Source organism: Tolypothrix sp. FACHB-123 (assembly GCF_014697075.1).
Taxonomy (GTDB): Bacteria; Cyanobacteriota; Cyanobacteriia; order Cyanobacteriales; family Nostocaceae; genus Aulosira.
In genome coordinates this window covers 1-14,764 of sequence record NZ_JACJRE010000063.1, presented here as the reverse complement: position 1 = coordinate 14,764, position 14,764 = coordinate 1, and the positions used below count along the sequence as shown (strand labels likewise).

Genomic DNA, 14,764 nt, shown 5'->3' with positions numbered 1-14,764 from the left:
ATGAATGTTCATAAATTCCGCGTGTTAGTCATAGCTTCTCATCCTGTACCTTATTCAGTTCCTCTTTTTCGGCTAATGGCACAACATCCAAAATTGGATATTTTGGTAGCTTATTGTAGCTTACAAGGTGTTAAAGCAGAATTTGATTCTCAATTTGGTGTAGAGATTGCATGGGACATACCATTACTAGATGGTTATCCTTGGATTCAAGTCCAAAACAATTATGGTAAACCCAGACTGGGTAATTTCTTTGGATTAATAAATTTAGGGCTATGGAAACTTATAAGTCAAGGAAGTTTTGATGCTGTAATTTCCTATACAGGTTATTCTTACGCCAGCTTTTGGATTGCTGCAATAGTAGCTAAATTGAACAGAATATGTTTTATATTTAGTACAGATGCCAGTACGATACAACCTCGCGATCGTAAACAATGGAAAAATTCTTTAAAGAAACTTTTACTACCATCTATATTTACACTGGGAGATTTCATACTGGTTTCTTCAACGCCGGGGAAACAGATGGTTCATAGCTTAGGAATTCCTGAAGATAAAATCGTATTAACTCCATCTTCAGTTGATAACGATTGGTGGAGTTCCCAAGTTACCTTAGTAGATGTAAAAGCCATACGGGAGCAGTGGAATATTCCAGAGAATGCACATGTTATTTTATTCTGTGCTAAACTTCAACCCTGGAAACGCCCACATGATTCTTTACGAGCATTTGCCAAAGCTAATGTTTCTGGTAGTTATTTAGTATTTGCTGGCGACGGTCCATTGCGCTTAGAACTGGAAGCAGAAGCGAAAGCTTTAGGAGTAGCAGAGCAAGTTAGGTTCCTTGGTTTTGTCAATCAGTCCCAGTTGCCTTCTGTATATCGCTCTGCTAATTTGTTTGTCTTTTCTTCAGAATATGAACCTTTTGGTGTTGTTGTTAATGAAGCAATGCTCTGTGGTTGTCCTGTAGTAGTAAGCGATCATGTCGGCGCACACTACGATTTGGTAGAAAATGGAGAAACTGGCTTCGTTTACCCTTGTGGCAGTATAGATGCACTAGCTGAGATATTTCAGACAGTACTACTAGCAGACAACAACGAACTTTTAAACAAGATGAGTGCTGCTGCTGTTAAGAGAATGGAGTCTTGGTCACCACGTGAAAATGTAGCAGCTCTAGTACAAGGATTAGAAAGATCTGTAGCTATCAAACCCACACTTCCTTCTTCATGTCAATAACTCAGTGTGAAACTTGTCATACACAAACCAATAAAATTAATTGTTCAAATTCAGATTACTGAGTAAAGAATGCTAAATCACCAATTATTAGAACGTACAATTTCAGGGCTACATGATAACCTATCGCGCTCGCTTCCTACACTCAATCATGATACACCAGTTCTTGATATTGGTTGTGGTACGGGTGCTTGGCTGGAACGTCTAGCGAGCCTTGGCTTTAGCCAACTACATGGAATTGATCTAGAAATTGAACAATTTAGCACAAAAAAAGCAACTTGCTCACAAGCCAACATAGATTACGATGACCTGGGCTTGGGATCAAGAAAATTTGGCTTAATTACCTCTATTGAGGTTATAGAACATTTAGAAAACCCTGGTCGTCTTTTTTATCATGTAGCTAAACATTTAGACACAAATGGATTTTTTCTACTGACTACTCCAAATATTCACTCAATCAACTGTAGATTAAAATTTTTAATTACTGGGAAGATGGCATCATTTGATGAAAAAGGAGATCCAACCCATATTTATCCAGTTTTACTGCACAGCTTGTCTAGAATTCTGGCACGTTATTCCCTAGAGATTGTAAAACAGTGGAGTTATCCAGATAAAGGCTCTTTGATTTATCGATCAAAAACACAAATGATATCCACTATTTTGAACTTATTTTTACCAAATCAGGTGCCTGGTGATACTTTGTGCTTACTACTACAAAAAAATGCTAGCTGATAATTTTATATAAAAATTTATGAAAATTCTTATATATTCTCCTTTATTTTATCCTAGCGTTGGTGGGTTAGAAACAATAATTTCAACTTTAGCTCATGAATTTACCTATCAGGGACACCAAGTCAAGATAGTCTCACAAACTCCAGCAACAAACTCAAAAATTTTTCCATTTGAAGTCATCCGAAAACCTAGTTTACAACGAGTATTCAACCTGATTAATTGGTGTGACGTTTATTTTCAAGGCTGTGTAAGTTTAAAGGGTCTTTATCCCCTAATATTTGTCCCTCGTCCTTTGATAATAACTCATCACGCTTGGTATCAGCGTGTCAATGGAAATCTAGGTTGGCAAGATTATCTCAAGAAGTTTGTTACTCGTTTTGCGACTAATATTTCAGTAAGTCATGCTTTAGCTGCAACTATACCAGCACCATCCAGTGTAATTCCTAATTCTTACCAGGAAGATATATTTTATGAAATCCCAGAAATTATTCGCAACCGAGAACTCGTTTTTTTAGGGCGGCTAGTTTCTGATAAAGGAGTCAATTTACTACTGGATGCATTATCTCAACTCAAATCGATGGGACTTTCTCCCCAATTAACAATTATTGGTAGTGGACCTGAAGAACCTATATTACGCCAACAAGCAAAAGACTTAAAAATTATAGAGCACGTTAGTTTCGTGGGAGTTAAAGTTGAGCATGAGTTAACCCAATTATTAAATGCTCACCAAATTATGGTAGTTCCATCTATCTGGAATGAGCCTTTTGGCATTGTTGCATTAGAAGGCATTGCTTGTGGTTGTGTGGTTGTGGGTTCTCAAGGAGGTGGTCTAAAAGATGCTATAGGTTCTTGTGGTGTGACATTCCCCAACGGAGATGTACAGGCATTAACACAAATTCTATTTAATTTATTACAAAATCCTGAGCAACTTGCTACCTACAGAAATAATTCGCCATCTCACCTTTTACGGCATCAGAAATCAACAGTTGCTACAGCTTATCTAGAAGTAATTGAGGCAGCAATTCGGTGAAAGAGTACGTCGGAATTTTAGCTCCCTTTGCTATTATACTTATTGTCTATCTCTCTGTTCAAAACTGGCGGACTTCTATAAAAACTGTACTGGTGTTGGTGATACTTGAGGGTGTTTTGCGGAAATGGGTTATACCCCAAGCCAGTCAGTTCATCTATTTTTTAAAAGATATTGTAATTATAGGGGCTTATCTTCGTTATTACTTTTTCTCATCTACTGAAAAAACCTTTCGTATCAAAGGCAATTCGGCAGCTGAAGCTATTGCTGCGATGATGTTACTATTAACAGGTTGGTGTATTTGGCAATGTTTTAATCCCAACTTGGGTTCTCCTATTATCGGTATTTTCGGGATTAGAGGCTACTTGTTATACATTCCTTTAGTATGGATGTTGCCCAAACTCTTTCGTTCTGAAGAAGAATTATATCGATTTCTGCGTTCTTACCTGCTGTTGGTCATTCCGGTGGGGCTATTAGCAGTAGCACAGTTCTTTAGCCCCCCCTCAAGCCCCCTCAACGTCTATGCCCAAGATTTGAAATTAGATGTTGCAACCTTTGGCGATGGAAATTCTACAAATGCTCGCGTAACAGGAACTTTTTCATACATAGTTGGCTATTCAGTTTATGCAATTATTTCCTTTGGATTTTTAGTTCCCCTATTAGCAGTTCAGCAATCCCGATGGTGGCGCTGGGCAACAATTGTAGAGTTAATGCTAATTATTGTTACATCGTTCATGAACGGTTCCCGAACTCTTTTTTTCGGTGAAATTTTGTTTTTAATTGGTTATTTTGGCGCACAGTTAATAACTAACCTAAAAACAGGAGTGGCCTTGATTAAAAAGTTTACTGTACCTTTTATGATTACAGCTATTGCGGTTGTTACTTGGTTTCAATCTGCTCTCAATTCTATACTATTCCGTATCAATGCTAATAATGATATATCTGCTCGCACTTCGGGAGGCTTTATTGAACCGTTTGAATTTATGAAGTTAAAAGGACTGGATAGCTATGGTGTAGGCGCAACCCACCAAGCAACTTCAGCATTACGTAGTATCTTAAATTTACCTCCTACAGAGACTATTCCTGTTTACTATGAGTCGGAAATGGGTCGAATAGTTTTGGAGATTGGTCCTACAGGCTTTTTTCTGTGGTATCTGCTGAGACTCATACTCATTTATTTACTGTGGCACACATTCCTTAAATTAAAGCGCCCTCTGCTGCGACAGCTAGCGCTGTCAGCTTTTTTGATTCATACGCTTCAATTTAATGCTCAGCTTGTGTTCAATCATACTCTCCTAGTCTACTACTGGTTCCTAGCAGGGTTTATTTTCCTTCTACCCCGACTTGAGCAGATAGAGAATTGGAAACAACAGGAATTACTTGAATGACCCAGCTACCTCTCGCCCTAACACACCCTACTGGTAATCCTTTCGCCCGCAATGCTGCAATCTCATTAGCAGAAGCAGGTCTACTTCAGGAAATAATTACAACGATCGCATACAACCCTCAAGGAAGTATCAGTTACTACCTAAAACTGCTTCCTGAGCAAATTAGTCATTCTATTACTAATGAACTAGGGCGGCGTACCTGGTTTCCTCCAAAAGGTGTAGCCTTACGAACCCACCCTTGGGGTGAAGCATTGCGGATGACTTTAGTTAAAACTGGACTTAGTAGATATTTTGGGTTTGGCCCTCAAGGCCCCATCGATTGGCTTTATGCTTCTCTCGATCGCCATGTTGCTAAACATCATCTCCAGGGTTTGGCAGCAGTTTATGCTTATGAAGATGGTGCAGCTACTACCTTTGAATTTGCTAAGGAACAAGGTATTTTATGCTTATATGACTTGCCCATACTGTTTTATCGCATGGCACGGGAGATTCAACAAGAGGAGGCTGAGCGTTTTCCAGCATTGGCAGCATCACTGCAAGCAGTAAAAGAACCTGAGTGGAAGTTGAGACGCAAAGAGCAAGAAATTGCCCTAGCCGATTATATCTTTGTTGCCTCATCAATTACTCAAAAATCTCTACTCAGAGAAGGAGTTAGTTCAGAAAAAATAACAGTCATCCCCTATGGTGCACCGATTGATTATTTTCGACCTCAACCCAAACTAGATTCTACCTTTCGTGCATTGTTTGTTGGTCGTGTAGGACCTCGTAAAGGAGTTCACTACTTATTACAAGCATGGCAAGATCTGCAACTTCCACAGACAGAGTTAATGCTAGTAGGTGTTAACGAATTTCCAGAAAGTTGGCTTTCCCAAATTCCTCATGGAGTTCATTACATTCCCTCAGTTCCCCATACTACTCTTAATCAATACTACAGTAATGCTAATGTATTTGTTTTTCCTTCCTTAGTAGAAGGCTTTGGACTGGTACTTCTAGAAGCGATGGCTTGTGGTATTCCTGTAATTACAACCCCAAACACCGCAGGAGCAGACATTATCATTGATGGTGTAGAAGGCTTTATCGTTCCTATTCGCGATCCAGAGGCTTTGAAAGAAAAACTTGAGTGGTGCTACTCCCATCCTCAAGAATTAGCAGAAATGGGAAGAGCAGCTCGTTGTAAAGCAGAACAGTTGACGTGGGGTTTGTATCGTCAAAAATTAAGTACTAAAGTCAAAGAAATACTGAGAATTCGATATTAAACGTTACAATCACAAACATGATTATAAAAATATCATAATTAAGCTAATAAATTTATTACTTCAATAAAGATAAAGTATAATTGTATACATGGTATATATGTTATGAAATAATGTTTACTTTATCGTTTTTAGACATAAGTAGTAGCCAAATAGTTAATGAGCTTAAAAGCAACGGATACTTTATTTTTGAACAAGCATTAACTGAACAGTACGTTGAGCAACTATTGCAAGAGGTAAATTTTCAGCAAATTCTAGTTAATACCAATGATGTCGGTGTAGTTTATGCTTATAACCAAAAATTTTTAACCCATTGCTTGGCTAGCTCTAAAAAAGCTTATGATGTTATCACTTCTCAAAAAGTTTTAGATATTTGCCAAGAATATTTTGATGCTAGTTATAAGCTAACTAATCATAGGATTTTTCAAAATAGTAAACATGCACATATGCCTTGGCATACAGACAACAATCTCCAGATTGGCAGTAAGATAGTTGGCAAACATAATATGCCAGGGCTATTATTTCTATTTTATCTGTCCGATGTTACTAAAAATGCCTTTCAATATATTCAAGATTCTCACACTTACTCTCATAAATATAATAATGAAATTTATTTGAGTGATAGTTTTATTAATGGAAACTATAAGAAAGATATACTAACATTTCCTATGTGTCGAGGAAGTATAATTATATGTAATATTCATGGAATACATAGATCTGAACCTTTTCAGGATAAAAATTATAGCAGAACAAACTTACTGTTCCAAGTTGATCAGATTGGTAGTGAAAATATAGGGCATGGTGAAAAAAATCTAGTTAATACTGAGTATCTTGATAATTTAACCCCAGAATTAATGGATTACTTGGGATTTAACTTTAAGAGAAATTACCCGCCATTTCCTAGCACGTCAGTTGCAACTATGACACCTAATGATATCTTGCTACTGCAAAAGCAGTTGCTACCGCAAACATTAAACGCTTTTGCAAAAAATATAGTCAAACATATTTTGCCCAATGAGCTAATAACTAATGGTAAGCGAATGCTGTGGCATCTGAAATCAAATCGGTTAAATATCAGTAAATTTTCTAATAAGCAATGAAGGTTCTGTTGATAGGCAATTATCAACCAGATCGTATCAAAAGTATGGATCTGTTTGCTTCTATGTTAATAAATTACTTAACCCAGTTTGGCATTCAAGTAAGTGTAATTCGCCCAACTCCCTGGTTAGGTAGTCTTTGTCAATCCTCAAATGTATTGAGCAAATGGTTAGGTTACGTCGATAAGTTAATTTTTTTTCCACCAAAATTACATGAAGCATTATCATGGGCTGATGTCATCCATATATGCGATCATGGTAATGCTATTTATACAAAATATTTGCAGAACATACCTCATGTTGTAACTTGTCATGATTTATTAGCAATTCGTTCTGGTTTAGGGGAATTTTCAGAATATAAAACAGGATGGACTGGTAAAATATTACAGCAGATGATTGTGAGGGGTATAAATAAAGCTCAGAAAGTTGCTTGTGTTTCAGAACAAACAAAAAGTGATTTAGTACGTCTGAGTTCTTTGAAAGAAAATGCTATATCTGTAATTCCAGTGGGTTTAAACTATGCCTATAGTCCTATGCAACCCCTAGAAGTTAAGCAATACTTGCAAGCTTTAGGAATTCCTCAAGATTGTCGTTTTCTGATGCATGTAGGGGCAAATCATTGGTATAAAAATCGCTTGGGAGTTTTATTTATCTTTGAGCAATTGATGCTTAAGCTAAAAGAATCAGAATTTTATTTGGTGATGGTAGGCAAACCCATGACTAATGATATGCATAAATTTATTCAAACCCATAATTTAACTCAAAAAGTAATAGAGCTTGTAGAGGTTAAAAATGAAGATTTACAAGCTCTTTATTCTGCTGCTACTGCTTTAATATTTCCTTCACTACAAGAAGGTTTTGGTTGGCCTATTATAGAGGCTCAAGCTTGTGGTTGTCCTGTATTTACATCCAATCGTCCGCCAATGAATGATATAGGGGGAGAAGCAGCTATATATATAGAACCAGATAATCCTGAGCAAGCGGCGGAGAAAATTATTGACTATCTTCCTAGACTAGAAACATCTATAGTCAAAGGATTTGCTAACTCTCAAAAATTTACAGCAGAGAAAATGATTAGAAGATATATAGAACTTTATCGGCAAGCGATCGCGGAAAGAAATATACAAATATGATCACAAATAAACGCTTCTAAAAAACTTACTTATTTAGATACAATCCAACCTCATTTATTCGCTTATTTTTCCTTTTTTAAGGAAAAATAAGAGTAAATTGTTGTTTTTTGTGTTTGTCTATCAAATCAAAAATCACAAAGAATGAATGTTTTGGTTGCTAAATTGCAGTAGTCTGTGCATCTACCTGTGTTGCTGAAATTATAAATGATCGTGCTAATAACTAATCTTACTAAAAAATGAGTCTGTGAAATTGGATCTATTTTAGGTGTGCATAACTAATAGCTAAATATCCTAATTATTATTAATTGGATTTTATTTACTCGCATATTAATTATGCGAGTGGAAATTTACCATGTCAACAATATTCTAGACTAACAGAATCAATCTCATCATTAATTAGCCAGGGAGCATAAATGATCAATTTTAAGTTTGTTAGTACATCAAAAAGCGAACAAAATGGAGTTTATAAAAATTCAAATTATCAGAAACATCGGCATTTACATTTATGGTTTCCTAATATGTTTGAATTTAAAGGTGGAATTCAAGTTTATTCATCGTTTCTTTTAGAAGCATTACAAGATTTATATGTTAATAGTAAATATGATGTATTTCTAAAACATGATACTTGCTGTTTATCAAATTTTGATTTATTTCCTAATACCAAATTTCACTTTGCAGGAAAGTGGAATCAAACTTTACGAACGCTTGCCTTTGCTAGTCAAATTTTAGGGCATGGATTTTGGCAGCGCCCTAGCTTGATTATCTCTTCTCATTTGAATTTTACGGTAGCAGCCTATTTGCTCAAACAGCTAACTGGCATTCCTTACTGGGCTGTTGCTCATGGTGTAGATGCTTGGAATATCACAAACCCGGCGCTAAAAACTGCTCTGTTTCATGCCGATCGCATTTTGGCAGTTAGTGAATATACACGCGATCGCCTCTTGAAAGAACAAAATCTTGATCCCGCTAAAATTTCGCTTTTGCCCAATACCTTCGATGATAGTAAGTTCCGCATTAAACCTAAGCCAGAAAAACTGTTGCAGCGTTATGGATTACAAGCAGAACAGCCGATAATTCTTACCGTTGCTAGGCTTGACATTCAAGAACGATACAAAGGATATGACCAAATTCTCCTAGCTCTACCGGAGATTCGGCGTCATATTCCTAATGTTCACTATTTGATAGTTGGTAAGGGAAGCGATCGCACTCGGATTCAACAGTTAATTACTCAACTGAATCTGCAAGATTGTGTGACATTAACTGGATTTATTGCCGATGAAGAACTTTGCGATCATTACAATCTCTGCGATGTCTTTGCTATGCCAAGCAAAGGTGAGGGGTTTGGCATTGTTTATCTAGAAGCATTAGCTTGTGGCAAACCCACCCTAGGAGGCAATCAGGATGGAGCCATTGATGCCCTTGCTCATGGTGAACTGGGAGCTTTAGTTGATCCCGATGATGTAGAGGCGATCTCCAAAACCCTGATTCAAATATTGCAAAGGATTTATCCACACCCAGTCATGTATCAACCTGAAATTTTACGTGAGCAAGTGATTGAAAAATTTGGTTTTGAAACCTTTCGCCAAACTCTTGCTGATTTAATGCAAAACTCTCTGTTAGAAGGTGGAGTATGAAAGTTCTACATGTTATTCCTTCAGTTTCTCCGGTTCGTGGTGGGCCAAGCGAAGTTGCTTTGAACCTTGTCAAGATGTTGAGAACCATTGGAGTTGATGCTGAAATTGCCACAACTAATGACAACGGGCCGGACGATATTTTAGATGTACCCTTGAATCAGAAAGTTGAGTATAAGGGAGTACCAGTTTGGTTTATGCCTCGGTTTTCACCACCAATCAAAGAGTTCCTATTTTCTGCCGATTTCTCTAACTGGCTTTGGCAACACATTCGTGATTATGATATTTTAGATAACCACTATCTTTTCTCCTATGCTTCTACTTGTGCTGGTGCGATCGCCAGATTGCAGGGAGTTCCTTATACAGTTAGGACAATGGGTCAACTTGCTCCTTGGGCATTAACTCAAAGTCGCTTGAAAAAGCGTTTGTACTCACTGCTAATTGAGAAGCATAATCTGAATCAAGCAGCTGCTATTCATTGCACCTCAGTCGGGGAAGTGGAGGATGTTCGTAACTTTGGCATTCAGACTCCAACAATAAATTTACCTTTAGGTGTGCCCATACCCCCAACTTTGACTGAAGCTAAGCAGAAGCTACATCATATATACGGCATACCTATGGAGACACCTATTATATTGTTCCTCTCTCGACTCCACGAGAAAAAACGCCCGGACTTATTACTCCACGCACTCAGCAAACTTAAGGCTCAAAACTATGACTTTCACCTAATTTTGGCAGGCTCAGGAGAAGCAAATTATGTCAATTACCTAATTAATTTAGTATCATCCTTGGGTTTGACAACTCAGACATCGCTACCAGGATTTGTTGTCGGTGAAGACAAAAATTTGCTACTACAAGGCTCAGATATGTTTGCTTTGCCATCCTTCTCCGAAAATTTTGGTATAGCTGTTGCAGAAGCTATGGCTGTGGGATTGCCAGTGATTATTACTCCTGAAGTACAAATTGCACCAGAAATTACAGCATCATCCGCAGGTATGATTATTGAAGGAGAAGTAGATACGTTAGCTGCTGCGATCGCACAGTTGCTGACCTACCCAAAATTACGAGAGCAATTGGGTACAAATGGCAAATCGCTTGTAAGTAATCGATATTCCTGGAGTGCTGTCGCTCAAAACCTGACCTCTAGTTATAGTGCGATTATTAAAGGAAAACTTTTGCCAGAATTTATTGTAGACTCAAGTGCAAAAGTCTAAATTGGCAAAATCACGCCGTTTTATTTGTTTGGCAATCTTAAGTTGCCTGTTAGTATTGTGCAGCATTATTCCTCTACGAATAGAGCTAGCCTCTCGGCAAGCCCCTCGTCCTCAAGCAATCTTTACCCTCGGTGGTTGGCGCGATCGCGAAGAATTCACAGCTGAATTTGCTAAATGGTATCCATCTTTGGAAATTTGGGTATCTTCAGGGTCACCACCAGATGTCGCATACAAAATTTTTCAAACCGCAGGTATTCCTAAAAGCAAGCTTCACCTGGACTATCGCGCTACTGACACTCTTACTAACTTTACTACTTTGGTTTCAGATTTTAAAGAACGCCAGATTCACCATCTTTTCTTAGTTACCTCTGACTATCACATGCCCAGGGCTAAGGCGATCGCGTTTTTCGTCTTGGGTAGCCAAGGGATCACCGTTACCCCACTTCCTCTAACATCTAATCAACCCAAAGAACCACGCCTTCGGATTCTGCGAGATATTGCGCGTTCCCTATTGTGGATTTTCACAGGTTATACGGGAGCAAAACTCTAATATTCACTTTGCATCTATAATTATGCGCCTAGATCAATATACTGTCGGTACTTATACCCCAGGTGCACCATACTGGAAACAACTTCTCTGGTATTTTATCGGGTCGCCTTTGGTTGAGAGTTATTGGCTTCCCATGTCAACAATGAAAGTTTGGATACTGCGGAGATTTGGTGCCAGCATAGGTCAAAAAGTCCGCATTAAACCAGGGGTTAAAGTAAAATTTCCCTGGCGCTTAACTGTTGGAGATTTTGCTTGGATTGGGGAAGATACTTGGATTGATAACCTTGCACCTGTAGTAATTGAGAATCATGTTTGTATATCCCAAGGCGTTTATCTCTGCACTGGCAATCATAACTGGAATTATTCTGATTTCAAACTTATTCCTGCGCCAATTTGCATTCAAGAAAGTAGTTGGATTGCAGCCAAATCGGTAATTGGCCCAGGAGTAACAGTTGGTAAGGGTGCAGTGCTGACCTTAGGTGGAGTAACTGGCCGTTCTTTAGATCCAATGATTGTTTATGCTGGTAATCCTGCTCAGCCTATCAAGAAAAGATTGAATTTTTAATTAAAAAAATAGCAACAGCACAATAACAATTTTCTGAAGGAAGCGTACCAGTATCTACTAGTATATTCATGCAAAAAAAATTGACATCCACACTAGCCAATGGCTATATTTTAGATTTTTTTAATTTTTGATCGTCACTTAATTTTAGATTAAGAATTAATCTCTCCTTGTAAAAAAGATTCTCGAATATGGTTTTTATTTTCTTTTATATCATTCATTTTTTGATTTTAAATTAACAAAATAATCGTAAAATCACGCATTTTCTCACTCATTATTGATATTTAAAAATGATATTATTTTTTTGTAATCAAAGAAATTTTGGTTATGTAATATATCTATTAATTTAATATAAATTTATTGTAAACTTTGGTCAATAAATACTAAAATAAATCAGCACTGTAGCATAATAAACATGATACTTAAGTAAAGAAAATTACTTAATATGAAACAACCGTTGAATGCATTGTTTGTGTTATCTGCAATGGCATTGGCACCTATTGCTATAGGTTTAACCCAAACACCTGCTTCCGCTCTATCATTACAATTAAACAACATCAATTTTGTTGATGGTGGTACAGCAACAGGCTCCTTTGACTACAATACAGCAACAAACACAATATCAAACTGGAATATTCAAACTACAATTGGTAGCGTTTTAACGTCAGGATTTAACTATACAGGCTCCACCAGTACAGCGTCGGCTCCACCTCCAACAGCATTTTTTAATGCTATAAATGATCGCGTTTTTGTCTTCTCTGGTAATGCACGCGTTCTTGCCATGGTCTTATCTAATCCAGTAAACAATACACCTGGAGCGAGTTTTCAAATAAAGACTCTTGGTGAGGGTAATATTTCCAACGCTAATATTGCTACTCTTTTTAGCGGAGGAGCTATCCAGTTTCAGGGTGCCGGACAAGGAAGATTAGCTGAATCTGGCGGTACAGTTAATGGTGTTCCAGAGCCGGAGGATATAATGGGTCTTGGAGTTGCTTTAGGTGCTCTATTTTTATTGGGTAAGACTTACTACAAGAAGAAACAGATACGGCCTGTTTCAAATATCTGATTCAAACATCTGAATCATATCTGCTGGAAATTTGATTTCCTTGAGATGCATCAACACCCTATTACCTGAATAGGTTGAGCTTGATCATATCTTAACGGTCTTAACATTTAATGGTGAGGTGTGTTGAGTATATTTTTGTTTGATAGCTAGGTTAATTAAGCTATTTTTAACCTAGCCTTATTCTAAATATAAGAATAGCATATTAATCATGAAATCTCCATTACTTGAGCGCAGTTTTATTAAAAGATTTAGCAATTTAAAACTTAACCAATTGTTAGTATTAGGAATAGTATCCGGTTTAATTGCTATTCATTTGAGCCTAACGATTCATCATGGAATGAGCCTATTTCTTTGGAGTATTTTATTTTCGTTAGCGATATTATTTTTAATTGGGCAAAAACGGTCTCAATTAAATGTAAGTAGTAATATTTTTTGCACTTTATTAGGGCTATCTTTAATTACAATAACTCTTGTTCAACTTTGCTTATCGCCCAGTTATTTATTTCTAGGTTTTTCGCCTTTAATCTCAGCATTGGGTTTAATATTGATGGCTTCTGGTTATCAAGGATTAAAACAGTACAAGCAGGAATTAATATTACTATTTTTTTGGCAAATTCCTTTTTTCTTCCTGAGTTATGCTATTGATATAACTAGTTTTACAGTCAAATTTGCAACCTATATATTATGGTACTTCGGATACCGAGTAACTATTCATGGATTTTATATTGTACTGCCTGCAGGAAGTATAAATGTTTATGGTGGTTGCTCAGGCTGGGATACTATCCTTAGTTTGCTAAGGCTTTCAGTAGTATTTTTAATACTCTTTCCTCTAGCAGGTATAAAAAAAAGAATTATAGTGCCTTTGATATTTATGCTGATTGGATTTGTGATTAATGGATTTAGAGTTGCTTTAATGGCAATTTTAACGGCTGCTCAAAACCAGCAAGCGTTTGAATATTGGCATACAGGTAAGGGTTCTCTGATTTTTTCAATGATTGGTATCAGTCTATCTTCTTTATTTTATTATTTATTAATTTTACGAGAAAATCCAGAAACTAAATTGCCATATTTAGAAGGTTTAGATAGGTAGTCTTAATATAATGGACTGGAAACAAGCGCATTTTTGTATTTTAAATCTCACCTTTTTAGGAGTAATATTGGTACTTTTAAAATCTATATTTGCTCCAGGAAAATTCCAAATAACAGCTAAAACTTATAGTTTTCCTGAAAGTGTTATTTTACCAGAATGGCAGTTTCAATCTAGTTACCCGCTGTCAAACTTAAGAGGGAGAATTTACCAATATAAGCGCGACAAAATTAACTTACAAATTGAAATGCAGTATGAGTTTGGCGCTAACGAAGAACTATTTCGTCAATACAATCCCAAAATTAACTCTGCCAACAAAACGGCTGCAATTATCCGTGAAAAAAATAAAATAGGCGCATACAGTTTATCAATTGAAAAAAATCGCGCATATTTACGTTCTTGCATCAATCCTTATGCTCCCGCTGTTATAACTAAAGAACAGTTTGTCTATAATCGTTATACTTTCGATTTACGGTTAGATCGTCTGCTACCAGTATTTTTACAGCAGGAGCCAGTACTGAATAGACAGTGTTTTTGGGCACACTTATCTGTTCCTGTTCAAAATTCATCTTCTGAAAATGCCTACCAAGTTTTAGAAAATGCTTGGATTTCCTGGTATCCTTATTGGCATTCTCGGTTTCCTTAAGTTTTGAATAACTATTCAATAGACTAAATCCATTTTATTAAATTAATAATATTTTGGTTCTTCAGTAGCTATTATGCCAAATTATTAGTTATAGCACTCATATAAACACAAAAAAAGCATCTTTATTTTGCCAAAAGCCTTATATGTATTGACA

14 protein-coding genes are annotated in these 14,764 nt (G+C 36.8%); all 14 read left to right on the top strand.

What is annotated here, in order from left to right; all coding sequences use genetic code 11:
• On the top strand, positions 1-1,227 hold the full coding sequence (locus tag H6G41_RS28130) for a glycosyltransferase family 4 protein (RefSeq protein ID WP_190750809.1): 1,227 nt from the start codon (positions 1-3) through the stop codon (positions 1,225-1,227).
• A gap of 69 nt (positions 1,228-1,296) precedes the next feature.
• On the top strand, positions 1,297-1,956 hold the full coding sequence (locus H6G41_RS28125) for a bifunctional 2-polyprenyl-6-hydroxyphenol methylase/3-demethylubiquinol 3-O-methyltransferase UbiG (RefSeq protein ID WP_190750808.1): 660 nt from the start codon (positions 1,297-1,299) through the stop codon (positions 1,954-1,956).
• 19 nt (positions 1,957-1,975) lie between these two features.
• Positions 1,976-2,986 (top strand): glycosyltransferase family 4 protein, encoded by a 1,011-nt coding sequence (locus H6G41_RS28120; RefSeq protein ID WP_190750807.1) that lies wholly within the window; start codon positions 1,976-1,978, stop codon positions 2,984-2,986.
• Entirely contained in the window at positions 2,983-4,371 is a 1,389-nt protein-coding gene (locus tag H6G41_RS28115; RefSeq protein WP_190750806.1) for a hypothetical protein, read from the top strand. The genes H6G41_RS28120 and H6G41_RS28115 overlap by 4 nt, the downstream gene beginning before the upstream one ends.
• Positions 4,368-5,627, top strand: coding sequence for a glycosyltransferase family 4 protein (locus H6G41_RS28110; protein ID WP_190750804.1), 1,260 nt, complete (start codon positions 4,368-4,370; stop codon positions 5,625-5,627). Before H6G41_RS28115 ends, H6G41_RS28110 begins: the two co-directional genes overlap by 4 nt.
• 110 nt (positions 5,628-5,737) lie before the next feature.
• The gene (locus H6G41_RS28105) at positions 5,738-6,724 is read left to right on the top strand and encodes a phytanoyl-CoA dioxygenase family protein (RefSeq protein WP_190750803.1); all 987 of its coding nucleotides are present in this window, start codon (positions 5,738-5,740) and stop codon (positions 6,722-6,724) included.
• Positions 6,721-7,854 (top strand): glycosyltransferase family 1 protein, encoded by a 1,134-nt coding sequence (locus tag H6G41_RS28100; protein ID WP_190750802.1) that lies wholly within the window; start codon positions 6,721-6,723, stop codon positions 7,852-7,854. Before H6G41_RS28105 ends, H6G41_RS28100 begins: the two co-directional genes overlap by 4 nt.
• Positions 7,855-8,372: 518 nt before the next feature.
• A complete protein-coding gene (locus H6G41_RS28095) occupies positions 8,373-9,488 on the top strand; it encodes a glycosyltransferase (RefSeq protein WP_242038079.1) in 1,116 nt (371 codons plus the stop codon).
• Positions 9,485-10,699, top strand: coding sequence for a glycosyltransferase (locus H6G41_RS28090; RefSeq protein ID WP_190750800.1), 1,215 nt, complete (start codon positions 9,485-9,487; stop codon positions 10,697-10,699). Before H6G41_RS28095 ends, H6G41_RS28090 begins: the two co-directional genes overlap by 4 nt.
• Entirely contained in the window at positions 10,686-11,249 is a 564-nt protein-coding gene (locus H6G41_RS28085) for a YdcF family protein (protein WP_308796608.1), read from the top strand. Before H6G41_RS28090 ends, H6G41_RS28085 begins: the two co-directional genes overlap by 14 nt.
• A gap of 22 nt (positions 11,250-11,271) precedes the next feature.
• On the top strand, positions 11,272-11,814 hold the full coding sequence (locus H6G41_RS28080) for a WcaF family extracellular polysaccharide biosynthesis acetyltransferase (RefSeq protein WP_190750799.1): 543 nt from the start codon (positions 11,272-11,274) through the stop codon (positions 11,812-11,814).
• A 442-nt stretch (positions 11,815-12,256) separates the two neighbouring features.
• A complete protein-coding gene (locus tag H6G41_RS28075) occupies positions 12,257-12,877 on the top strand; it encodes a hypothetical protein (RefSeq protein ID WP_190750798.1) in 621 nt (206 codons plus the stop codon).
• 208 nt (positions 12,878-13,085) lie between these two features.
• A complete protein-coding gene (crtA, locus tag H6G41_RS28070; protein WP_190750796.1) occupies positions 13,086-13,967 on the top strand; it encodes a cyanoexosortase A in 882 nt (293 codons plus the stop codon).
• Between the two features lie 10 nt (positions 13,968-13,977).
• The gene (locus tag H6G41_RS28065; RefSeq protein ID WP_190750794.1) at positions 13,978-14,610 is read left to right on the top strand and encodes a cyanoexosortase A system-associated protein; all 633 of its coding nucleotides are present in this window, start codon (positions 13,978-13,980) and stop codon (positions 14,608-14,610) included.
• Positions 14,611-14,764: the final 154 nt, after the last annotated feature.